21 protein-coding genes are annotated in these 21,984 nt (G+C 65.8%); 11 read left to right on the top strand and 10 right to left on the bottom strand.

The features are described 5' to 3' along the window. The first annotated feature begins 39 nt into the window (after positions 1 to 39). Positions 40 to 861, top strand: coding sequence for an alpha/beta fold hydrolase (locus ACOI2T_RS02210; protein ID WP_409502458.1), 822 nt, complete (start codon positions 40 to 42; stop codon positions 859 to 861). Here ACOI2T_RS02210 and ACOI2T_RS02205 read toward each other — a convergent pair whose 3' ends face one another. Together ACOI2T_RS02205 and ACOI2T_RS02200 are read right to left on the bottom strand one after the other, a co-directional pair. Further along, a complete protein-coding gene (locus ACOI2T_RS02205) occupies positions 862 to 2,052 on the bottom strand; it encodes a metallophosphoesterase (RefSeq protein WP_409502457.1) in 1,191 nt (396 codons plus the stop codon). Next, the gene (locus tag ACOI2T_RS02200; protein WP_409502456.1) at positions 2,052 to 4,319 is read right to left on the bottom strand and encodes a SpoIIE family protein phosphatase; all 2,268 of its coding nucleotides are present in this window, start codon (positions 4,317 to 4,319) and stop codon (positions 2,052 to 2,054) included. The genes ACOI2T_RS02205 and ACOI2T_RS02200 overlap by 1 nt, the downstream gene beginning before the upstream one ends. 257 nt (positions 4,320 to 4,576) lie before the next feature. Between ACOI2T_RS02200 and ACOI2T_RS02195 the strand changes: the two genes are divergently transcribed. Both ACOI2T_RS02195 and ACOI2T_RS02190 read left to right on the top strand, forming a co-directional pair. After that, positions 4,577 to 5,275: a hypothetical protein gene (locus tag ACOI2T_RS02195; protein WP_409502455.1), complete on the top strand. Its 699-nt coding sequence runs from the start codon at positions 4,577 to 4,579 to the stop codon at positions 5,273 to 5,275. Between the two features lie 7 nt (positions 5,276 to 5,282). After that, the gene (locus tag ACOI2T_RS02190; protein ID WP_409502454.1) at positions 5,283 to 6,527 is read left to right on the top strand and encodes an HNH endonuclease signature motif containing protein; all 1,245 of its coding nucleotides are present in this window, start codon (positions 5,283 to 5,285) and stop codon (positions 6,525 to 6,527) included. On the opposite strand, the gene ligD is transcribed toward ACOI2T_RS02190, so the two are convergent. The 4 genes from ligD to ACOI2T_RS02170 all read right to left on the bottom strand — a co-directional run bounded on the left by ligD (position 6,524) and on the right by ACOI2T_RS02170 (position 11,554). Next, entirely contained in the window at positions 6,524 to 7,576 is a 1,053-nt protein-coding gene (ligD, locus tag ACOI2T_RS02185) for a non-homologous end-joining DNA ligase (protein WP_409502453.1), read from the bottom strand. The genes ACOI2T_RS02190 and ligD overlap by 4 nt on opposite strands. Beyond that, complete coding sequence (locus ACOI2T_RS02180) at positions 7,576 to 8,661, bottom strand: ATP-dependent DNA ligase (protein WP_409502739.1); 1,086 nt, start codon at positions 8,659 to 8,661, stop codon at positions 7,576 to 7,578. Before ACOI2T_RS02180 ends, ligD begins: the two co-directional genes overlap by 1 nt. Positions 8,662 to 8,812: 151 nt before the next feature. Next, on the bottom strand, positions 8,813 to 9,328 hold the full coding sequence (locus tag ACOI2T_RS02175) for an SGNH/GDSL hydrolase family protein (protein ID WP_421875699.1): 516 nt from the start codon (positions 9,326 to 9,328) through the stop codon (positions 8,813 to 8,815). Between the two features lie 489 nt (positions 9,329 to 9,817). Beyond that, positions 9,818 to 11,554: a right-handed parallel beta-helix repeat-containing protein gene (locus ACOI2T_RS02170; protein WP_409502451.1), complete on the bottom strand. Its 1,737-nt coding sequence runs from the start codon at positions 11,552 to 11,554 to the stop codon at positions 9,818 to 9,820. Positions 11,555 to 11,857: 303 nt separating this feature from the next. Between ACOI2T_RS02170 and ACOI2T_RS02165 the strand changes: the two genes are divergently transcribed. Next, positions 11,858 to 12,967 (top strand): ATP-dependent DNA ligase, encoded by a 1,110-nt coding sequence (locus tag ACOI2T_RS02165; RefSeq protein ID WP_409502450.1) that lies wholly within the window; start codon positions 11,858 to 11,860, stop codon positions 12,965 to 12,967. Here ACOI2T_RS02165 and ACOI2T_RS02160 read toward each other — a convergent pair. After that, positions 12,921 to 13,556: a TetR/AcrR family transcriptional regulator gene (locus ACOI2T_RS02160; RefSeq protein ID WP_409502449.1), complete on the bottom strand. Its 636-nt coding sequence runs from the start codon at positions 13,554 to 13,556 to the stop codon at positions 12,921 to 12,923. The genes ACOI2T_RS02165 and ACOI2T_RS02160 overlap by 47 nt on opposite strands. An 81-nt stretch (positions 13,557 to 13,637) precedes the next feature. On the opposite strand from ACOI2T_RS02160, the gene ACOI2T_RS02155 reads away from it, so the two are divergent. Beyond that, complete coding sequence (locus ACOI2T_RS02155) at positions 13,638 to 14,240, top strand: glyoxalase (RefSeq protein ID WP_409502448.1); 603 nt, start codon at positions 13,638 to 13,640, stop codon at positions 14,238 to 14,240. Further along, the gene (locus ACOI2T_RS02150; RefSeq protein WP_409502447.1) at positions 14,237 to 14,644 is read left to right on the top strand and encodes a DUF1801 domain-containing protein; all 408 of its coding nucleotides are present in this window, start codon (positions 14,237 to 14,239) and stop codon (positions 14,642 to 14,644) included. The genes ACOI2T_RS02155 and ACOI2T_RS02150 overlap by 4 nt, the downstream gene beginning before the upstream one ends. A 9-nt stretch (positions 14,645 to 14,653) precedes the next feature. Here ACOI2T_RS02150 and ACOI2T_RS02145 read toward each other — a convergent pair whose 3' ends face one another. Both ACOI2T_RS02145 and ACOI2T_RS02140 read right to left on the bottom strand, forming a co-directional pair. After that, complete coding sequence (locus ACOI2T_RS02145) at positions 14,654 to 15,796, bottom strand: carboxylesterase family protein (protein ID WP_409502738.1); 1,143 nt, start codon at positions 15,794 to 15,796, stop codon at positions 14,654 to 14,656. After that, positions 15,709 to 15,891: a hypothetical protein gene (locus tag ACOI2T_RS02140; protein ID WP_409502446.1), complete on the bottom strand. Its 183-nt coding sequence runs from the start codon at positions 15,889 to 15,891 to the stop codon at positions 15,709 to 15,711. Before ACOI2T_RS02140 ends, ACOI2T_RS02145 begins: the two co-directional genes overlap by 88 nt. A 52-nt stretch (positions 15,892 to 15,943) precedes the next feature. Here ACOI2T_RS02140 and ACOI2T_RS02135 point away from each other — a divergent pair, with 52 nt between their 5' ends. From ACOI2T_RS02135 to ACOI2T_RS02115, 5 genes are all read left to right on the top strand, one after another. Next, a complete protein-coding gene (locus tag ACOI2T_RS02135; protein WP_409502445.1) occupies positions 15,944 to 16,312 on the top strand; it encodes a hypothetical protein in 369 nt (122 codons plus the stop codon). A gap of 13 nt (positions 16,313 to 16,325) precedes the next feature. Continuing rightward, positions 16,326 to 17,207 (top strand): tRNA glutamyl-Q(34) synthetase GluQRS, encoded by an 882-nt coding sequence (gluQRS, locus tag ACOI2T_RS02130; RefSeq protein ID WP_409502444.1) that lies wholly within the window; start codon positions 16,326 to 16,328, stop codon positions 17,205 to 17,207. Positions 17,208 to 17,251: 44 nt separating this feature from the next. Further along, positions 17,252 to 18,730, top strand: coding sequence for an ABC transporter permease subunit (locus ACOI2T_RS02125; RefSeq protein ID WP_409502443.1), 1,479 nt, complete (start codon positions 17,252 to 17,254; stop codon positions 18,728 to 18,730). Continuing rightward, a complete protein-coding gene (locus ACOI2T_RS02120) occupies positions 18,727 to 19,482 on the top strand; it encodes an amino acid ABC transporter ATP-binding protein (RefSeq protein ID WP_067851597.1) in 756 nt (251 codons plus the stop codon). The genes ACOI2T_RS02125 and ACOI2T_RS02120 overlap by 4 nt, the downstream gene beginning before the upstream one ends. 67 nt (positions 19,483 to 19,549) lie before the next feature. Next, the gene (locus ACOI2T_RS02115; protein ID WP_409502442.1) at positions 19,550 to 20,773 is read left to right on the top strand and encodes an MFS transporter; all 1,224 of its coding nucleotides are present in this window, start codon (positions 19,550 to 19,552) and stop codon (positions 20,771 to 20,773) included. Here the strand turns inward: ACOI2T_RS02115 and ACOI2T_RS02110 are convergent. Next, positions 20,740 to 21,957: a saccharopine dehydrogenase family protein gene (locus ACOI2T_RS02110; RefSeq protein WP_409502441.1), complete on the bottom strand. Its 1,218-nt coding sequence runs from the start codon at positions 21,955 to 21,957 to the stop codon at positions 20,740 to 20,742. The two genes, ACOI2T_RS02115 and ACOI2T_RS02110, sit on opposite strands and share 34 nt — an antisense overlap. Positions 21,958 to 21,984 lie beyond the last annotated feature (27 nt).

Raw genomic sequence — 21,984 nt, 5'->3', positions numbered from 1 at the left:
GCGGAGGCAGGCGGTACCCGGTTTTGGAGGATTCGGCTGATGTGGACGCTGACCAAGTCAGTTGAGCTCGAAGACGGGGCCGTGCGCTGGGACTCCTTCGGCGAAGGGCCCCCGATCGTGCTCGTCCATGGCACGCCGTACTCGTCATTTCTGTGGCGCGACGTCGCCGGCGCGCTCGTCCGCCACGGACGGCAGGTCTACGTCTTCGATCATCTCGGCTACGGTCAATCCGACAAACGAGACGGTCAGGACCTCACCATCGCAGGCCAAGCACGCAATTTCGCAGAGCTGCTTGGTCATTGGAATCTCCAGCGCCCCAGCGTCGTTGCCTGCGACATCGGCGGGGCGATCGTGCTGCGGGCGTTGTTGCTCGAAGACGCGACGTACTCAGACCTGACACTCTTCGATGCCGTCACCGGCGGAAGTTGGGAGCACGGCCTGTTCGCTCTCATCCGTCAACACCATGGCGTCTTCGAACAGCTTCCCGCCTACGCGCATGAGGCTTTGGTGACCGCGCACCTGCGCAACGGCACTCATCAGGGCTATCGCCCGGGAATCCTCGAGGCGTATCTGACGCCGTGGCTGGGTCCCGACGGACAGGCCGCGTTCTACCGGCAATACCGACAGCTGAGCCAAGACGACACCGCCTCGTACGAGCACCTACTGGACACGATCGATATCCCGGTGTGTTTGTTGTGGGGACGCGACGATCAGATCTTGCCCCCACACCACGGGGAGTGGATCGAACAACGGGTCACCCATCAGGGATTCACCTGGATCGATGAGGCAGGCCATCTGCTGCCAGAGGACGCGCCTGCCCAATTGGTCGAGCGACTCGTCGAGTTCTCGAATTCCCGGTAGTCATCCCTCACTGCGCAGCGTCAACAGCGTGATCTCGCTCGGCGCGAACACCCGGAACGGTGGACCCCAAAACCCGGTGCCGCGACTCGTGTAGAGCTGGGTGCGGTCGCCGTGTCGGCTCAACCCCTGTACGACGGGCTGCTCGAGCCTGACCAGAAAATTGAACGGCCAGATCTGACCGCCGTGCGTGTGCCCGGAGAGCTGGAGGTCGACTCCCGCGGCCACGGCCGTGACGACTTGCTTGGGCTGATGCGCGAGCAGCATCACCGGAAGCGCCGGATCGCTACCCGCAAGCGCCGCTTCGAGATTCGCCCCGTGCCCGGCGACGCCGGACGCCTGGGCGGTCGCATCGTCGACGCCCGCGATGATCAGCTTGTCCCCGTTGCGTTCGACGACGATGTGGCGATTGTGCAGCGCGTCCCATCCGATGCCGTCGATGTAGTCGAGCCAGCCTTGCGCCTCACTGAAGTACTCGTGGTTGCCCGTGACGTACACGCGGGCGAGCCGGGCCCGCGCCGCGGCAAGCGGTCTGGCCTGTGCCTCACGGACGTCCACGGTTCCGTCGGCGATGTCGCCGACGTGGCACACGACATCGGCGTCAAGCTCATTGACGCGATCCACCACCGATGCCGACCAGCGGCTGCGGTCTATCGGCCCGTAGTGGGTGTCGGTGATCACCGCGACGCGCAGGCCGTCCAGTCCGCTGCCCAGCCTCGCGATGTCGACGTCGACGCGTCTGATGCGCGGCACTCGCATCGCTTCGGCATAACCCCACGCCAGCACGGCGACGACGACGATCACGACCGCGCCCGCCACGATCCGTGACCGATCGGGGTCGGGCACGCCGAACACGAACAGCGCCAGCCTCACTAGTTGGGCCAGCACCGACCACACGAACAGCACCCACATCACGCCGAGCAGCGCGTCGCCCGTGGCGGCCGCCCAGTCCCGGTGCCGACGGCCGTGGCCGAGGGTCATCATCAGCGGCAACCCGATGAACGCGCACGCGAAAACGACTGTCCCAGCGATGATCACGGCGGGAGGCCACTGGGTGCCCGACGACAACAGCGTCCACCACGGCGGCCCGAGCAGCAGCAACATGATGGCCGCCACGACAAGCAGCCGGCGCCATCGGCGACGGGGGCGCGTACGGGCAACTGTTTCGACCTCGGCGGCCGGGGTGTCTTGCATCAGATCGACGGTACCGACCGGCGCCGCAACGTGACGACCGTGACGTCATCGTCGGCGTCGGCGGATTCCATCGCCTCGGAGATCCACGAAGCCGTCACATCGCCTGCGCCGGCGAGCACCGCGGCCAATCGGTCGAGTCTGTCGTCGATCGCCTGCCCGCGGCGTTCCACCAGACCGTCGGAGAACATGACCAGCCCGGTCCCCTGCTCGACGGTGAACGTGCTGGGCGCGTAGTCAACGCCCCGGACGCCGATCGGTGGGGACAGCCGCAGTGGCGCCGGAACTGCCGCCGACCCCGAATCCACCAGGTACGGCATGAGGTGCCCGGCACACGCGGCGTCGACGTGCCCGGTGCTCAGATCGACGCGGGCCGCCAGCACCGTCGCGAACGCCCTCGACACCATGTTGAGGCTGAAATCGTTGAGGTGGTTCAACGCTTCCGCGGGCGTGGAACCGGCGAACAGATACGCGCGCAAGGCATTTCGCAACTGGGCCATCGTGCCGGCCGCGGTGATGCCGTGGCCGGCGACGTCGCCGATCAGGACGATCAACCGGCCGTCGCGAAGTTCGAACGCGTCGTACCAATCTCCGCCGACGCGACCACCGGCGGCCGGTTCGTAATGCGCCGACAGTTGCCAGTTGTCGGGCGTCGGAATCGACTGCGGCAACAGGCTGCGCTGCAGGGTTTCGGCCATACGCAACTCACCGCGCGTGCGGCTGTAGAGCGATTCGACCAGATGGCGCCGCAGCGCTTCGGCGGCTTCGCTCTCGATCGCGGTCCAGGGTTGGCTGCGTCGACGGACGATCTCGCGCCACCGATCGAACGACTTGCGCGGGCTGAGCCGGACCTCTCTGCCGTCGCGCCCCTCGCTGATGGCGATCGCCTTGTTGTGCGGGTCGCCTCCCCAGTCCACCGAGCGCAGGACCTCACGCCGGAACCAGACGGCATGCTGCCCGTCGGGCAGGTCGAGCACGAGTGCGCCGGCGGCAACCTGCGGATCGAGCTCGATGTCGGGCAGCGAGTGCGACAGGCATTCGCTGCTGGCGACTTCTTCGCCTGCACCGCGCGCCCAGTCGATCACGGCCGACACGATTGCCGGTGGCGGAACCGTCCCGAGCACCTGTCGCTCGCCTTGGATGTGGACGACGACGCCGTCGGCGGGCACCAAGTCGAGCAGATCGGGCCCGCCGAGCAACGCGGCCGCGATCGGGGCGCGGTCATCGATCGTGGCTGCCATGAGTTTCGCGAGCACCGCCTGCGTGCCCAGCCGCTTGTTCAGCTGGTCTTCTTCGAACTGGTCGACGAGCCGCAGTGACAGGGTCGAGCCGAGAAACTCGGCTGCCGCTCGAGCACCGAATGGCGGGAGGTGCGGCCCGGAGTAGTGGTGGCACGCGATGAGTCCCCACAGTCGGCCGTGCCGCAGCAAGGAGATGGACATCGAGGCGTGGACACCCATGTTCTGCAGGTACTCGATGTGGATGGGCGAGACGCTGCGGAGCGTCGCATACGTCAGGTCGGTCGGTGTGCCGATCGCCGGGTCGACGGCCGGCACGAGCTTGGCGGGCGTGTAGTTGACGTCGGAAATGAGCCGAAGCCAGTTCTTTTCGTAAAGCGCCCGCGCCTGCGCCGGGATGTCGGTGGACGGATAGTGCAGGCCGAGGAACGGATTGAGGTCGTCGCGCTTGGACTCGGCAACGACCTCGCCGTTGTAGCTGTCGTCGTAGCGGTACACCATCACGCGGTCGAAGCCGGTGAGGTCACGGACGGCGCGCGCGCTCGCGTCATAGAGTTCGAAGAGCGTGTCAGCCCGGTTCAGTTCCTCCACCGAGCTGCGCACGGCCTGGTACGTGTTCGGATACGAGTACGGACGCTCGCCGTACGCGATCTCCAATTCGACCAGCAGCATCCCGTTCGGCTCACGGTGCAGGATGACGTCGAACTCGCGCGGTTCACCGCCGACGTCAATGACGCACTCGACCGGATTGCGCTGGCGCAGATCGCGGAATGCCGACACGACACCTTCGACGCGGGCGGCTTGGTCGGCGCCCATGAGCGCTGAGAGGTGCCGGCCGAGGACGGCATCGACGGGCCGCGCGAGCAGGTCATCGACGTTCGCGCTGACCTGGCGTACCTCGAAGTCGGACTCCCGCACCACCGCGAGCACACCGCGCGGCTGAATGCTGCCGGGAATGTGAATGGGCTCGCGGGCGCAGTTGTCGAGGTCGATCGTCGTTCCGGGTGGAACCAGGGCTTCCGGGTTGGTCAAGCAACACGCTCCATCGGTTCATAAACAGGCAGCAGTCGATACTGCGGACCGTTCGAGGTGGTCTCGCCACTGCTTGACCGTCCCAACCTCTGGCTGTCGGCATGGCCGCCGACGTTCGCATCATCACACGATAGTGAGGGCTGGGCCAACCGCTGTTGCAGCCGCGGCCACACCGCGCCGACTCTTACTGCTAGCCCTACCGACGGACTCCCGCCAGCCCGGTAGTTGCGTCCCCCGGGCCACCCGAGACTTCCCTCATGACCGAGACCACGCCACACGAGGCGCACACGACGGCCGTCACGCCCCGCCGCCCAGCACCGCCGCGCAACAGTCCCATCGTCACCGCCCTGTCGGGATGGAGACTGACGTGGGCTCTCGTCTTCGCGATCGCGATCTTCGCCACTATCGCCGCGACCGCGGTCGGCGGTGCCGGCGGGGCCAATCTCGGGATCCGAATCACCGCCCGCACCTCAGCAGTCCTCTTCTTGCTCGGGTTCACCGCGTCATCGCTCTACCAGTTGTGGCCGACCGCGACCACGAAATGGATTCGGCGCAACCGTCGTTATCTCGGCGTCGCCTTCGCCGGATCTCACGCTGTCCACGCCGTGTTCATCGTCGCCACGATCATCTTGAACGCGCAGCGGTTCCAGACGGGCGTCGACCACACTCCGCACGCGATCTATGTCGTCGACTTCATCGCCTACGGGTTCATCATCGCCATGACGATCACCTCATTCGACGGCGTCGCGCACCGGATGCAGTACCGGCATTGGAAAGCACTGCATCTCACGGGAAGTTACGTCATCTGGTTCGCGTTCTTCATCGCCTACTGGCGCCGCGGCGTCACCTACACGGAGTTCTACGGGCCGTTCCTACTGATCGTCCTCGCAGCGTTGATCATCCGGTTCATCGCGAAAGCTCAGCGGCTCAGAACTTGTCGTACCCCTCTGCCATGATGGCGATATGTCCGCTAGCGCAGCATCTTTCGCCGCTGAGGGGTCACCCTGCGAGCGGCTGGAGGTGTTGTTCGGCGAGGTCGCGCAGTTGTGCGGTCAGCGCAACGCCATCGATGCGCGCCTTGTCGAGATTGTCGCCGAGATCGAGCGTGACGAGCTGTGGGGCGCCACCGGGGCCCGGTCGATGTCGGCGCTGGTGGCCTGGAAAACCGGCGTGACACCCCGCAACGCCGACACGATGATGGCGGTCGCGCGCCGCCTCGACGAGTTCCCACGCTGCACCGAAGCAATGCGCGACGGCAAGCTGTCCCTCGATCAGGTCGGGGTCATCGCCGAACGCGCCGCCGACGGATCCGATGCGCACTACGCGCAACTGGCCGCCGTCGCCACCGTCAACCAACTACGCACCGCCGTCAAACTCGAACCCCACCCCGACCCGAAACCCCCGCCCGAACCCAAACGCGAAATCACCAAAGACGTCCACGACGACTACACCACCTACCGCATCACCCTGCCGCGGGTCGAAGCCGCGAAACTCGACACCGCCATGCAGTCCCATCACGACGCCCAAATCGCCAACTGGAAACGCGACCACGAGAACTCCGAGCAGGCCCCGCCGTTCCCGAACACCGTCGATGCGTTCATGAGCCTGATCGAAGCGGGCTGGGACACCGACGTCGCGGCCCGACCCCACGGCCAACACACCACCATCGTCGTGCACCTCGACATCGACAAGCGCATCGCCGCCCTACATCTGGGCCCACTACTCACCGACGCCGAACGCCAATACCTGACCTGCGATGCCACCTGCGAGGCCTGGTTCGAACAACACGGCCACGTCATCGGCGCAGGACGAACCACCCGCACCGTCAACCGCCGGCTCCGCCGCGCACTCGAGCATCGCGACCGCTGCTGCGTGGTCCCCGGCTGCGGCGCCACCCGCGGCCTGCACGCCCACCACATCATCCACTGGGAAGACGGCGGACCCACCGAACTGTCCAACCTCGTCCTGGTCTGCCCCCACCACCACCGATCACACCACCACGGCGAAATCACCATCACCGGACCCGCCCACCAACTCATCGTCACCGACCATGCCGGCCAGCCCCTGCACGGCGGCTCACTCGCCCAACCACCAACCACACCCCCACCCGCAGTACCACCCTGCCCCGGACCCACCGGCGAACGCGCCGACTGGTGGTGGTACGAACCCTTCCAACCACAACCACCACCGACAAACGGCGACGGTTAGTCCTGGCGCCGGTTGCCTTGCTCGTCCCAGTGCTCGGCGACCTTCTTGCTGGGCTGCACCCGCGGCGGTTCGCCGGGCATCTTGGGATAGCTTGGCGGATAAGGCAAATCGCCGAGGCCGCGTTCTTCATCGGCGGCGACCATGTCGAGCAGTGGCTTGAGCGATTGCTTCTTCGAATCGATGTCGGCCCACGGATCCTCGCGTCCGGCAAGGAAATCCGGCACGGTCGCGATCGTATAGTCGTCCGGGTCGGCGTCGCGTAGTTCGTCCCAGCTCAACGGTGTCGACACCGTGGCGATCGGGGTCTTGCGGGCCGAGTATGCCGAGGCAAAGGTGCGGTCGCGCGCGTTCTGGTTGTAGTCGATGAACAACCGCTCGCCGCGTTCCTCCTTCCACCAGGATGTGGTCACCGCGTCGGGGGCACGACGCTCGACCTCGCGGGCGAGTGCGATCCCGGCCCGGCGCACTTCGATGAAGTCCCAGTCCGGCTTGATCCGCAGGAACACATGCACACCGCGGCCACCCGAGGTCTTCGGGTAACCGATCAAGCCGAGTTCGTCGAGCAGCGGTTTGAGCACGTCGCACGCGATCGTGCGGGCCTCCTTGAAACCCGTCCCGGGTTGCGGGTCGAGGTCGATGCGCAACTCGTCGGGATGCTCGGTGTCGGGGCAACGCACCTGCCAAGGGTGCAGCGTGACCGTGCCCATCTGGGCGGCCCAGATGATCGACGCCGGATGCGTGACCTTCAACGCGTCGGCCGTGCGGCCGGACGGAAAGGTGACGACGCAGGTCTCCAGATAGTCGGGATGCTTTTGCGGCACCCGCTTCTGGTAGATCTCCTCCCCCTCGATGCCGTCGGGGAACCGCTGCAGGTGCGTGGGCCGGTCTTTCAGCAGCGCGAGCATCGGGCCGGGGGCGACGCTGAGGTAGTACTCGACCAGCTTGCCCTTCGTCCCGGCCTTGCCCAGCTTCGGGAAGTACACCTTGTCCGGGTTGGTCAGCCGGACCTTGACCCCGTCGACATCGAGTTCCGTTGCAGGCGTTGGCATTACTGTTTCTCCAGAACGTCGTAGAGGTCGTAGTTCAGCGGGGTGTCCAGCTGGTCGAACGTGCAGCTCGACGGCTCGCGGTCCGGGCGCCACCGGAGGAATTTCACCGCGTGCCGGAACCGTTGCCCATGGCCTGATGTCGCCGGCAGCCCGGCTCCGTGTTCGGTGTTGCCTTCCATCTGGTCGTAGGCGACCTCGCACACCTTTTCCGGCCGCACCGGGATCCAGCGCTTGTCGGCTGCCGAGTTCCACCGGCTCGGATCGCCCTCCCGCACCCCGTCGCCTTCGCGCAGCGGTTCGAGATCGGCCAGCAGCTTGAGGCGGTCCTTGGCGGTGAACGACGCTGCGCCGCCGACCATTTGGAGTTCACCGTCGGCACGGTAAAGGCCGAGCAGGATCGACCCGATGCCTTCGCCGCTCTTGTGGATGCGGTATCCGATCGCCACGCAGTCCGCGTCGCGGTGATGTTTCACCTTGACCATCTCGCGCTTGCCGGGCAGATACGGTCCGTCAAGCCTTTTGGCGACGACGCCGTCGAGCCCGGCACCCTCAAAGGTCTTGAGCCACTGCGTGCCCAGTTCCGGGTCCTCGGTGGTGCGCGTGACGTGGCACCACTGCTTGTTCTTGACAGCCTCGGCCAGCGCCGCACGCCGCACCCGGAACGGCTCGCCCATCAGTGAGCGGTCTTCCATCGCCAGCGCATCGAATCCGATGAAGTGCGCGGGCGTCTGCTCGGACAGCATCTTGATCCGGCTCGCGGCAGGGTGGACGCGTTGCGACAGTGATTCCCAGTCGAGCCGGATACGACCGCCGATCTCGCGCGGCACCACGATCTCGCCGTCGAGCACACAACGGTCGACGAGTTCGTCGCGCAGCGCATCGAGAAGCTCAGGAAAGTACCGGCCGAGTTCTTTTCCGTTGCGGGATTGCAGCACCACGTCGTCGCCGTCGCGGAACACCAGCGCGCGAAAGCCGTCCCACTTCGGCTCGTACGACCACACCCCTGCCTCATCGGGCACCTTCACTTGCGCCTTGGCAAGCATCGGTTCGATCGGCGGCTGCACTGGTAAGTCCACGGGTTCCATACTCACGTAGACCAGCAAGCCGGGGCAATATCATCGAAGTTGGCGAAGGCGGGCCTCATGACGTCAATCTCGACCATGACCTGACTTGGGTCAGGTTCTGCGTTGCCAGCAGCCGGAGCTCTCCGCCCCGATTTGCCTGCCTAGTTTCGCCTCACGGTGCAGATGGGGACGCTTGTTGCAGTTGGGCCTTGATGGCCGGGGTGAGCTTGTCGGCGAGGACAACTTGGCCGGCGTCGGTGGGATGGATGCCGTCAGGCTGGATCAGTGCGGGATCACCGACCAGCCAGCCCTCGGCAAGGGGGTCAAGGAATGTGGCTTTGGCGGCGGCGGCTTGTTCGCGCACGACGTTTCGCACTGCTTCGATCTCGGGGGGCGCTGGGGCAGTGGGCCAGGCGGGTCCGATAACGAGCAATCGGGCGGCCGGTGCGATCTGTTTGGCTTCGGCATAACTCGATCGCACGGCTTCACTGAGCTTGTCGGCGGGCACGCCGCGGTCGTTGCGCGAGCCGAAGAATACGATCAGCGTGTCGTCGGGTCGCACGGTAGTCGCGACGCGTTGAGCGAAAGTAGTGCCGCCGTCGCTGCCGGGCGTGACGTAACCCGACCCCCCTTGGCCCTTGACGACGGCGTCGACGTCGATGTCGTCTTCGCTAAGGCGATCCCACACAATCTGCGGCCACGGCTGTGCGCCAGCACCTGAGGTGTAGGAGTCACCAATGACTGCGATCCGTTTCGTAGCGGCCAACGACGGTGCAGCGACCGCCGAGGACTGCCCTCCAGGCGGGGTGAGTGTGACGTGTGTCGGCTCGGGCATGGTTGGCGCTTGGCGGCAGCCTGTCAACGCGACAAGCAATAGCACCAAGCCAGCAAGAGTCCCCCTCATGGCTGCAGCCTAAACCGCTGTCAGGTCCGCCGCCATCCACAGATCAAAGTCACGGCTTGGCTCGAAATTAACTGCTGGCGGCGGCTTTTCGCTGGCATGACCGTAATTGACCGAACCCGCAGAAAAGGGGGACGCCTCTGCACCCAGTGATGGTTCGCCAGTCCTGCGCCATCTCGTCACGCTACGGAATGTCGGTCGGTCGAAGCGTGTCTGCTGATGGCGCCGGACCGGCGACTCATGTTGATCGCTCTACGGCGACGTCGCTGTGGCGTTCTACCAAGCACTCAGAGGTGTGCGTTTCCACTGGTTGGCAGCTATGCACTGGTAGAGGTAGTTGGCATCCCACGCGATCTGGCCGGGTGTTCCGGGCGAGGTTGCACTTGCCGGCGGGATGCTGGCGCTGATGCCGATGATTCCGCCGTCGACGGTTGTGTTGGTGACGGTTGCCCCGGTGAGGGTGCCGCCGAAACCGGTCCGGCCGGCGCCATAGCCAGGCAGGAGGCAATCGGTGATCTTGGTGGTGTTGTTGGCGCTCCAGATCGAGTACGTTTGCGCGGTCCCGGTTCCTTTGGGGATGTAGCAGCCCTGCACGACAGTGCCGGTCGCGGCCTCGGCCGTGCTGCCCAACCTGATCCCGTAGCCGGTCACACCAGTGCCATAGTTCTCATAGATGGCGCAGTCTTGGATGATCGCATTGACCGCGGCGTTGTAGGGCCCGAAGATTCCGCTGTCGAAGTTGTGGTGGATGCGGGCTCCCTGGATACGGTTGTTGGACCCCCGCAGCACGATGCCACCCAGGGTGTTGTAGGCGAACTCGCCGCCGTTGATGGTGACATTGCTGCAGGTCGCTTGCAGCTGCACCCCGGCCGACGGCAGGTGTACCGCGGTGCAGTTGTTGAGCTCGACGTATTGGGCGCGGATCTGAAACCCGGCGGCGATCTTTCCGATCGCATCGTCGCCGCCCACAGCCATGCAGTTGTTGAACTTGATATGGCGTCCATGTTCATGGGTGTCAAAGACCGCGGTACCGCCTTTATTGCCGGCGAACCCGATCGCGTTGTTGATCTGGACGAACATCGGCCCGCCCCAGTTCAATCCGTCGGAGATGTCACCGGTGGTGGTCACGACATGACGGCATTCCCGGCCGAACAGTCGATCGACGATGAGGTTGGTGGTCGAACCGATCAGCGCGAGCACATAGCCCGACGACGTAGCGCCTTGCTCGGAATCCTGCTTGGGCAGCCGGTCACCGATCAACCCGTCAATCTGAGTGTCGTAGCAATCCCACAGGTGCACACCGCCGGTCATGTTGTGCAGCTCGATGTTCTCCAGACGGCAGTCGAGGCTGCGACGCAACTTGATGGCGTAGGTGGTGTCATCGCCGCTTGTTGGGTCGACGTCAGGACCCGGCTCGAACCGCATTCCCTCCAACACCACATCTTTGATCGGGTTGATCTTCCAGAACTGCGAGTAAGAAGCGTCACCGGACTGCAGCCCGTAGTCATACTCAAACGGCGCGTCCACAATCAGGTTGTTGCCTTCGACGTACTCGACGCGCCGGATCTCACGCGCTTTCGCCACCGCTGTGCGCCCCGGAACATCTGGGGTAACATCAAGTTTCGAGCGTAGCCCGATCAGGTCACCAACAACGAAAGTCGTGACCGCGTCGCCTGGCAGCGTCACAATCTGCGTGCCCGCGGCAACCGCAGCCTGCAAGTTCTCCTTGGGTTCCTCGGTGCCTACGCCCTGGAACAACGAGGTTCCCACGGAAGTATCTGGGCTGTTGATCTCGAAGACCGCGCCCGGTTCAGCCAACAGATGCGTTCCAGATAGCAACGTGATCTGGTTTAGGCCGGCTTGACCGCCAGTCGATGTCGCCTGCAGACGGTACCGGCCTTTCGGGAACACGATCGTGTCCTGGCCCGCGTAAGTGGCGATCACTGTGTTGATTGCCGGACGATCGTTGGTGACCCCGTCACCGGTCACCCCATGGTCGAGAACATTGATCACTGCACGCCCCTATCGTCAGCCAGAAACTGCGGAATATGTTGCGGGACAGGACTTTATATGGACGCACCGACACATGCCCGGCCAAGCTCGGTCACGATTTCCTGCGATGGCACGACACGTTCGATCCCGGTGTTCAGGAACGACGAAATTAACGCACCTACTTAGCCGCCAATGAGTATGACGAGCCTGGCAGCATGTGGAAGCGTGGGCGAAGAGTGCGGACAGCGAGAAGCCAGAGAAGACCGTCCCAATTCGGGTTGGTAGGACCTCGGCAGGGTCATCGCCGCACGCCACAATGGCTCCATGCACCTGCCCGTCATGCCGCCGGTCTCACCGATGCTGTCGAAACCGGTGAAGAACATTCCCGAGGGCATGTCGTATGAGCCGAAGTGGGACGGGTTTCGGACGATCTGTTTCCGTGACGGCGACGACATCGAGTTCGGCAGCCGCAACGAACGGCCGATGACGCGGTACTTCCCGGAACTCGTCGCGGCGGCCAAGGCCGAGCTGCCGAACCGGTGTGTGATCGACGGGGAAATCGTCATCGCGACGGGCGACGGCCTGGATTTCGAGGCCCTGCAGCTGCGCCTGCACCCCGCCGCCAGCCGGGTCACCATGCTCGCCGAGCAGACGCCCGCGGCGTTCATCGCGTTCGACCTCCTCGCGCTGGGCGACGAGGACTACACGCCACGCCCGTTCGCCGAGCGCCGGGTCGCGCTCGGCGAAGCGCTCGCGCAGGCGGGCCCGAAGATCCACGTCACCCCCGCGACGACCGACGCGGAGATCGCGCAGCGCTGGTTCGACGAGTTCGAAGGCGCGGGCCTGGACGGCGTGATCGCCAAGCCGCTCGACCTCGTCTATCAGCCGGACAAGCGGGTCATGTTCAAGATCAAGCACGAACGGACCGCCGACTGCGTGGTCACCGGGTATCGCGTGCACAAACAGGCCGACGACGCGATCGGCTCGCTGTTGCTGGGCCTGTACACCGCCGACGGCGAGCTGGCTTCCGTCGGCGTCATCGGCGCGTTCCCGATGGCCAAACGCCGGCAATTGTTCAGCGAACTACTGCCACTCGTCACGAGCTTCGACGAGCACCCGTGGAACTGGGCGGCACAGGTGGCGGCCGATCCGGACCTTGCGCGCAGGTACGGCGGCGGATCGCGCTGGAACGCAGGCAAGGATCTGTCGTTCGTACCGCTGCGGCCAGAGCGGGTGGTCGAGGTGCGTTACGACCACATGGAGGGCCGTCGCTTCCGCCACACCGCCCAATTGAACCGGTGGCGCCCCGACCGGGATCCGCGGTCGTGCACCTACGAACAACTCGAGCAGCCCGTCACCTTCAGCCTCGACGACATCGTGCCCGGGCTCAGCCGGTCGACGGCGGGAGCAGCGAATCGGCCAGGGCCTGCGTGACCCAGCGCTCGTAGCTCCGCGGCGGCCATTCCCGGTCGACGACCATCAGCCGGTACACCTCGGGTGACATGAGGGTGTAGACGATGTCGATCGCGTCGCGCTCGGCCAGGCCGGCTCGCAGAGCGCCGGACCGGGCCAGTGCCCGCACGATCTGCCCTTGGCCTTGGCGCCGTTGGCTGTTCAGGTCGTCGAGCAGCGCGGCCGCGTCGGCGTCGGAGCTCGCCGCACCGACGAGGATGCGGTAGACGGGCGCGGTCCTGGAGTTCACGTCCGAGGCGACGGCAACCAGGCCTGCCAGCTGGTTCTTCGGGTCCGGATCCGCGACGAGCGCCTGGATCTTCGGCCGTTCCGGCAGCGACACCGGCTCGTCGTCACCGGCGATCGACACGTCGAGTATCGCCTTGAGGATTCCGCGTTTGGACGAGAACAGCCGGTACACGGTAGCCGGCGGCACGTCCGATTCCGTACTGATGGCCTCGATCGTCGTCGCGCCGTAACCGCGTTCGAGGAACAGGGCGCGGGCCGCCCCGATGACGGCGGCCCGCGCCAGACGGGTCCTGGCCTGACCGGGTCTCCTGGCGGTCGTCACTCGTTGAGACTACTACTCTCAATTTGAGAGTGTTACTCTCAAAACCGACGGGGTCGTTCCAACGATGAAAGGAAGCAGGTCATGAGCCGCATCGAGTACGTCACGATCGAAACGCCCGACCCCGCCGCGACGGACGCCTTCCACAAAGCCGCGTTCGGCCGCGACCTGCCGGTGCGTACGCGCCAGTCCGACGCGCCGACAAACGGTTTCCGCGGGTTCACGCTGTCGCTCGTGGTGCCCCAACCGTCGACCGTCGACGCGTTCGTCGGCGCGGCCCTCGAGGCAGGTGCGACGGAGTTGAAGCCGCCCAAGAAATCCTTCTGGGGTTACGGCGGTGTCATCGCGAGCCCCGATGGCACGATCTGGACGGTCGCCGCGTCGTCGAAGAAGAACCGCGGGCCGGAGACGCGCCAGATCGACGAGTTCGTCCTGCAACTCGGCGTCGCCGACGTGGGCGCAAGCAAGCAGTTCTACGTCGAGCGCGGGCTCGAAGTCGCGAAGAGCTACGGCAGCAAGTACGTGCAATTCGCCGGCCCGCCGATCACCTTGGCGCTCTTCGGCCGCCGCAATCTGGCCAAGACCGCCGGCGTGTCACCGGACGGCGCTGGCGCGCACCGTATCGTCGTCGCCGGGTCGGCCGGACCGTTCACCGACCCCGACGGCTTCACCTGGGAGACACCGTGACTGAGCCGAAGTTGCTCTCCGGCGGCAATCCACAGATTCCCAAGGGCGAGGGCAACGGCCCGGTGCGCGACTACATCTCGGCGATGCCCGACTGGAAACACCAGGTCGGCAAGCGCCTCGACAAACTGATCGTGCGCACGGTTCCCGGCGTGCACAAAGCCGTCAAATGGAACCAGCCGTTCTACGGCCACAAGGACGAGGGCTGGTTCCTGTCGTTCCGGTGCTACACGCACTACGTGCAGGTGCAGTTCCTCAAGGGCGCCTCGCTGGATCCTATGCCGCCGAAGCCCTCCAAGCATCCCGAGGTGCGCTACCTCGACATCCGCGAGGACGACGAGCTCGACGAGAAGCAGCTTCGGTCGTGGATCGAGCAGGCGAGCAAGCTGCCCGGCGAAAAAGTGTGAGGCCGCGGATCACCCGAATCGCAGCGACGCAGCGGGTAACGACTCCACGCCCCGGTGCGCGAATTGCGTCCAGCACGTGCGCATTTCCACTGCCAGCCGCTCGTCGATGATCCGGTTCGGCCCGAGCATCGAGGCATCCGACCATGCCTGTGTCGATCCGAACAGGAACGGCAGCTCCATGCAGTGGCAGGAGCCGAGTGGCGCTTGCTCGGGGGTCCAGTCGAAACGGTATGTCGCCGCCCGGCCGCCGTGCGCGGACCAGGCCTCGACGAACCTCCGCGTCGGATCGGCGAACGCGAACTTCGTCAGCGCCTCTGCACTGGCCTCGGGAGCAATCACGACGAACGGGGCACCGTCGTCCTTCGTCCACCCGGCCAGCAGCTCAATCCGGCTGGCGGCGTGGGCGATCCGCCCGGCCACCTCGTCCGCGGGAGGTAGGGGTGCGCGGCCCAACCGCGGCGCGAACGCCAGCCCGGCGAGGAAACCGAACGGTTGCGCCGCCTGCACGGCGGCGGCCTCCGCCAACAGCAGCCGGTCGACCGACGCCTGCACCGGGTCGATGCCGGCCAACTCCTGCGCGAGCGCGGACTGCATCGCCTGTGCCATCTCGTCGCGACCCTCGTCCATCTCCAGCGGGGCGCTCTGCACGATCGCCCGATGGAACAGATCTGGCTCGCAGAGCATCAACGACATGACGGAGTGACCTCCGGCGGACTGCCCGAACGCCGTCACGTTGCCGGGGTCGCCACCGAACTCGGCGATGTTGTCGCGCACCCAGCGCAGCGCCAAGATCTGGTCCCGCAGACCCAGGTTGTCATCGCCGACCGGGCCGAGGTAGCCGAAAATGCCCACCCGGTAGGTCACGTTGACGACGACCACATTGCCTTCCCGGACAAGCAGCGTCGGATCGTACTTCTGTGACTCCCCGCTGCCCGATACGTAGGCACCGCCGTGAAACCACACCATGACCGGCAGATCGCGGGCTTCGGCGGGCGCGGTGACGCTGAGCACCAGGCAGTCCTCGCTCGTCGTCAAACCGTCCAGCACCGACCCCGTCACCCACGCTAGCCGAGAAGGCCGTTGCGGGCAGGCCGGTCCTGGTCGGGTCGCGTCGCGGACGCCTGACCAGACGGCCGGCTCGCGACTGCGAATCGCGCGGCAGTCCCGTAGGGAATGCCGCGTGCACGCACGAGCCCATCTCGTTCCTCGACTCGGATGGTGCCGCCGGTGATTCGCCGTTCTGTCACTTTCCGAACGTTAGCGGGTTTGACTAGTTGCCGTTCCGGGCACGCCAACCACATGTCCGTAACCGCATTTCAGGACCTGCCCCTCGCTGATCGCGACCGTGAGTGGGACGGCGATGCCGCCGACAAGCGTGTCCGGAAGTGGGCCGATGCGCAGGACGAACCCAACGAGAAGTACCGCGACGCACACGTCTGGTACGACAAAGACAACAAGGACAACTTCACCGCATACAAGCTGCTCATCGCCGACGTGGTGAACGGCAAGCTGGAGGTTGTGCCCCGCGGCGTGATGGCCGCCGGCGGCATCATGGACGGCGCCCGCGGTGGTATCGACCTGCCGAAAGACGACATCGAGCGCGTCAAGAGCCACCTCGCGAAGTACTACAAGAAAATGGGCGAGACGGCGCCCTGGGAACGCGATTAGCTAGATTGCGGGCGTGAACCTCTCCCCCGCCGGACGGTTCGCGCCGAGTCCGTCGGCCGATCTGCACATCGGTAACCTGCGCACCGCGGTGCTGGCGTGGCTGTTCGCCCGCTCGACCGGGCGCCGGTTCTTGCTGCGCGTCGAGGACCTCGATGACCGCACGTTCACCGACGTCGGCGCGCGGCAGGTCGAGGATCTGGCTGCCATCGGCGTGACGTGGGACGAGCCCGTGGAATGGCAGACCACCCATCGGGCCCGCTACGACGCGGTCATCGGCCGGTTGTCCGCCGACGGACTGCTGTACGAATGTTATTGCAGCAGAAAGGACATCGCGCAGGCACCACGGGCGCCACATGCGCCGCAGGGTGCCTATCCCGGCACGTGCCGCGATATCTCCGAGGCTGAACGCGCTCAGCGCCGCGACGAAACCGGGCGGCCACCGGCGTTGCGCCTGCGCACCGACACGTTCGTGTACACGGTCACCGATCTCATCCACGGTTCGTACATGGGGATCGTCGACGACTTCGTGGTGCGCCGCGGCGACGGCGTCCCGGCCTACAACCTCGCCGTCGTGGTGGACGACGCGGCCAGCGGGATCGACCAGGTGGTACGAGGAGATGACCTGCTGAGTTCGTCGCCGCGGCAGGCCTATCTGGCGCGCCTGCTGGGTTATCCGGAGCCGACGTACGCGCACGTGCCGTTGGTCCTCAACGAGGACGGCGCGCGCCTGGCCAAACGGGACGGGGCGGTGACCTTGGCCGAGATCGGAGTCGAGCGGGCCTTCGCACAGATCACCGAATCGCTGGGCTGGCCGGCCACGACCATGGACGAATTGTTGGCGCAGTTCGATCCGGAGCGGCTGCCGCGCCAGCCCTGGATCTACCGGCCGGACTGAGCAGAACCCTTCACCAACGGGCGTGAGCTTGTTAGCGTCCGGCGATGCGCTTCCTACGAAGATGCCTGCCCGCGGTCCTGCTGCTCACCATGTTCGTGTTGTCGGCGTGCGGCAGCCAGGCAGCCACCACCGAGGACCCGTTGAAGTCGGCGGGCGTGCTGCGAGTGGGCACCGAGGGCGTGTACGCACCGTTCAGCTATCACGACGCCGCGACCGGCCAACTGACGGGATATGACGTCGACGTGGCCCGTGCCGTCGCCGACAAGATCGGTGTCCGCGTCGAATTCGTTGAGACACCGTGGGATTCGATATTCGCCGCGCTTGAGGCGAACCGGTTCGACGTGGTGGCCAATCAAGTCACGATCACGCCCGAGCGGCAGGCCAAATACGACCTGTCGCAGCCGTACACGGTGGGCGAAGGCGTCATCGTCACGCGCGCCGACGACAACTCCATCAGCTCGCTCGACGATCTCAAGGGCAAGGTCGCCGCCGAGAACGCCACCAGCAACTGGTCGGAGATCGCCCGTAACGCCGGCGCCCGGGTCGAGGCGGTCGAAGGGTTCACCCAAGCCATCACGCTGCTCAACCAGGGCCGCGTCGACGTCGTGGTCAACGACAGCATCGCGGTGTATGCATATCTCGCCGAGACCAACGACCAGTCGGTGAAGATCGCAGGCAAGGTCGGCGAGAAGAGCGAGCAGGGATTCGCCGCACGCAAGGACAGCGGCCTGCTGCCCGAACTCAATCGGGCACTCGACGAACTGCGTGCCGACGGCACGCTGGCCGACATCTCGCAGCGCTACCTCAAGGCGGACGCGTCGGGCTCGCCGGCACCGGCGGCCGAAGACGCCGCGGCGCCGCGTTCGACGTGGCAGTTGATCGCCGACAACCTGTGGCCGCTCGCGAAAGCTGCGATCACGATGACGATTCCCCTGACGATCATCAGCTTCGCCATCGGCCTGGTGATCGCGCTCGGCGTGGCGTTGGCCCGGCTGTCGTCAAATATGGTGCTGAGCAACGTGGCCCGACTGTACATCTCGATCATCCGGGGAACGCCGCTGCTGGTGCAGCTGTTCATCGTGTTCTTCGCGCTTCCCGAATTCGGCGTGAAGATCGACCCGTTCCCGGCGGCCGTGATCGCGTTCAGCCTGAACGTCGGCGGCTATGCGGCCGAGATCATCCGCTCGGCGATCCTGAGCATCCCGAAGGGGCAGTGGGAGGCCGCCGAGACGATCGGGCTGAGTTACGTCGGCACGTTGCGGCGCATCATCCTGCCGCAGGCCACTCGGGTGGCGGTGCCGCCGTTGTCGAACACGTTGATCTCATTGGTCAAAGACACGTCGCTCGCCTCGACCATTCTGGTCACCGAGCTTCTCCGGCAGGCCCAGATCATCGCCGCACCCACGTTCGAGTTCTTCGCGCTGTACGGCACGGCGGCCGTGTACTACTGGGTGATCTGCTTGGTGCTGTCGTTCGGCCAGAGCCGCATCGAACGCCGACTGGAAAGGTACGTGGCCCGATGACCGAGAATCGGATCGACGCTCGAGACGTCCGAAAGGCGTTCGGCGACAATGAAGTACTCAAGGGCGTCTCATTCACCGTGCCGCGTGGAAGCGCGACGACGATCATCGGCCCGTCCGGCTCCGGGAAGACGACGCTGCTGCGAGCACTCAACGCCCTGGACCCGCCCGACACGGGCGTGATCCGGGTCGGCGATGTCGAGCTGGACTTCTCCGCGCCCGTGCCTCGTGACCAGCTGCGCCGCTACCGGGCGCAGAGCGGGTTCGTCTTCCAGGCCCACAACCTGTTCCCGCACAAGACCGTGCTGCAAAACGTCACCGAAGGCCCGCTGGTCGCTCAGAAGCGCCCACGCGACGAAGTGGAGGCCGAGGCCGTCGAGTTGCTGAACCAGGTGGGCCTGGCTGACAAGCGCGACCAGTACCCATATCAGCTGTCGGGCGGTCAGCAGCAGCGCGTCGGCATCGCCCGGGCCCTGGCGCTGCGCCCCAAGGTGGTGCTGTTCGACGAGCCCACGTCGGCACTCGATCCCGAGCTCGTCGGTGAAGTGCTCGGGGTGATCAGAGATCTCGCGGTCGAAGGCTGGACGCTCGTGATCGTCACACACGAAATCCAATTCGCAAAGCAGGTCTCCGATCAGGTGCTGTTCACCGACCAGGGGGTGATTCTCGAGCAGGGGCCGCCGGCAGCGGTGATCGGCGACCCGAAAGAGGAACGCACCCGGCAGTTCCTACAGCGGATCCTCAACCCGCTGTAGCGCGGGGGCACTGCATCGTCCGAATTCCGCCAGCACCCGCGGGGTTCGCGCCCATAGCGTCGCGAGCATGAAAACAGCTCCCGACCCAGGTCTGCGTAACACCACCGTGTGGTTCATGGCGTTCGCCGCCGCGCTCGGCACGGCCACGATCTATCCGCTGCAACCTGCGATCGCGGACGTCGGTGCGTCACTCGACGTTTCGCTGTCCGAGGTCGGTTTGGCACTGGCGTTCGGGCCGCTCGGCTATCTCGTGGGACTGGCCGTGCTGGTGCCGCTGGTCGATCGATTCCCGCCGAGGTATGTGCTTGCCGCACAGTTCGGCATGCTCGCCTGCGCGTTGGTGGCCAATGCCGCCGCGGGCACGACTTGGCTGCTGGGTCTGACCGTCGGGCTGGTCGGCGCGGGCTCGGCGGTCGGTGCGCAGCTGAGTTCGGTGGCCGGCCGATTCGCGGCCACATCGCGGCGAGCCACTGTCCTGGGAATCGTCACCGCAGGTATCTCGGCGGGGATCATCGCCGGTCGCATCGTGGGCGGCTGGCTTACCGAGGTGTTCGGTTGGCGGGGAACACTTCTGGTGTTCGCAGTGCTCTGCGTGGCGTTCTCGTTGTTCGCACTCAGTGTGCTGCCGGGCGCGCCAGGCAACATCACGACCGGCTACCTTGCGGTGCTGCGCGGGATGCCCGGGCTGTATCTGCGATTCCCGGAGCTGCGGCTCGCAGCGGGACGCGGTGCACTGTGGTTCTTCGCGTTCTGCGCGGTGTGGTCGGGGATCGCCGTTGCCCTGGCGCAGCCGCCGTTCTCGTACTCGGCCGAACAGATCGGCCTGTTCGCGGTCGCCGGACTGCTCGGCATGGTCGCCACACGCGTCGCGGGCTCATGGACCGACCGTGTGGGGGCACGGGTCGTGATACTGGTCGGACTCGTCATCGCGGGCCTGTCGGCGGCCATGCTCGCGTGGTGCTTGTCGAACACCGTCGCCACCCTCATCGGCCTGGCGCTGTTCGATGCGGGCTTGTTCGCGGCCCAGGTCGCGAACCAAAGCACGGTCCTGGCAATCGAACCCGCCGCACCGGCCCGGTTCAACAGCGCCTACATGGTCGTGTACTTCATCGGCGGCAGCCTGGGGACCGCGTTCGGAGCGGCCGCCGTGGGGTGGCTGGGCTGGCCGGGCACGGCCGCCGTCACCGTCGCGATGATCGCGGCTGCCATGGTGCTCACCGCGGTACCGACGAAACGTGACGTACGCGAAACGGCCGCTCAGAGTTCCTTGATGCCCCATGGCGAGCCGTAGTCCTTGAGCAAGTCGAGGAACGGCACGGCGTCGAACGCCTCTGGGCCGAGCACCCCCGCGCCGCCCCACGCACCGGTGCACAAGAGTTCAAGGGCGACAACAGGATTGATCGCGGTCTGCCACACCACGCACTGGTGCCCGTATTCGGCCATCGACCACTGGTTGTCGACGACGTGGTACAGGTAGGTCGAGCGCGGTTGGCCATCTTTCCCGGTGCCGGTGACCCACAAGCCGGCACACGTCTTGCCGTGCATCTGCGGGCCGAGGGTCGCGGGGTTGGGCAGGCAGGCCGCGACGACGTCGCGCGGGCTCACCTCGACAGAACCGCTCGAGCTGCCGACGCGCACCTTCTCGGTCCGATCGAGGCCGAGCTTGTGCAACGTCTTGAGAACGTCGATGAACTCCGCGCCGAGGCCGTACTTGAACGTCGCGCGTTTGCACTCGACCCAGCGCGGCATCAACAGCACCTCTTCGTGCTCGACGTTGACGCACTCAACCGGACCGATACCCTCCGGAAAGTCGAAAACCTCGGGCTCACTGAAGGGTTCGGTGACGAACCAGCCGCGATCGTGCTCCCAGACCACCGGCGGGTTCAGGCATTCCTCGATCGTGGTCCAGATCGAGAACGACGGCGCGAAGTCATACCCGTCGACCACGAGGTTGGACCCGTCGCGGGTACCGAGTTCGTCGATCTCGGAGAACAAATGGTCGGCGGCGTAGCGCGCGAACACATCGGAGAGCCCGGGTTCGACGCCGATACCGACCAGTGCGAGCCGGCCCGCGGCGGTCCAGTCGTCGGCTACCGCGAACTGTTCGTCGCCGAGTTTGACGCCGGTGAGTTCGTACGGCCGGTCGGGGTGGCGTTGCGACAGACTCATCGCCATGTCGAGATAGTCGGCACCACCGGCAAGGGCGCCGTTGAAGATCGGCATCACGAACCGCGGGTCGACGGCATTCATCACGTGCGTGATGCCGTGCCGGCGGACCAGTCCGGCGACCGCCTCGGCCGACGTCGCATCCACCTGCGCGGCGCTAAACCGCGCGTCACCGACCGCGTCGACGGCTTGCCGCGCCCGGTTCTCGTCGTAATCGCACACCACGATCTGATCGAAGAAATCGCGCCGCGCCGCGATCGCACAGAATGCCGAGCCCACGCCACCGGCGCCCACCAACAGGATGCGCATGCGGACGACCGTACCGCTGACATACGG

It is taken from the genome of Mycolicibacterium wolinskyi str. Jessa 2025 (assembly GCF_049241375.1).
GTDB lineage: Bacteria > Actinomycetota > Actinomycetes > Mycobacteriales > Mycobacteriaceae > Mycobacterium > Mycobacterium wolinskyi.
The sequence above is the reverse complement of the archived record's forward strand: the minus strand, read 5'-3'. Positions and strand labels throughout refer to the sequence as shown.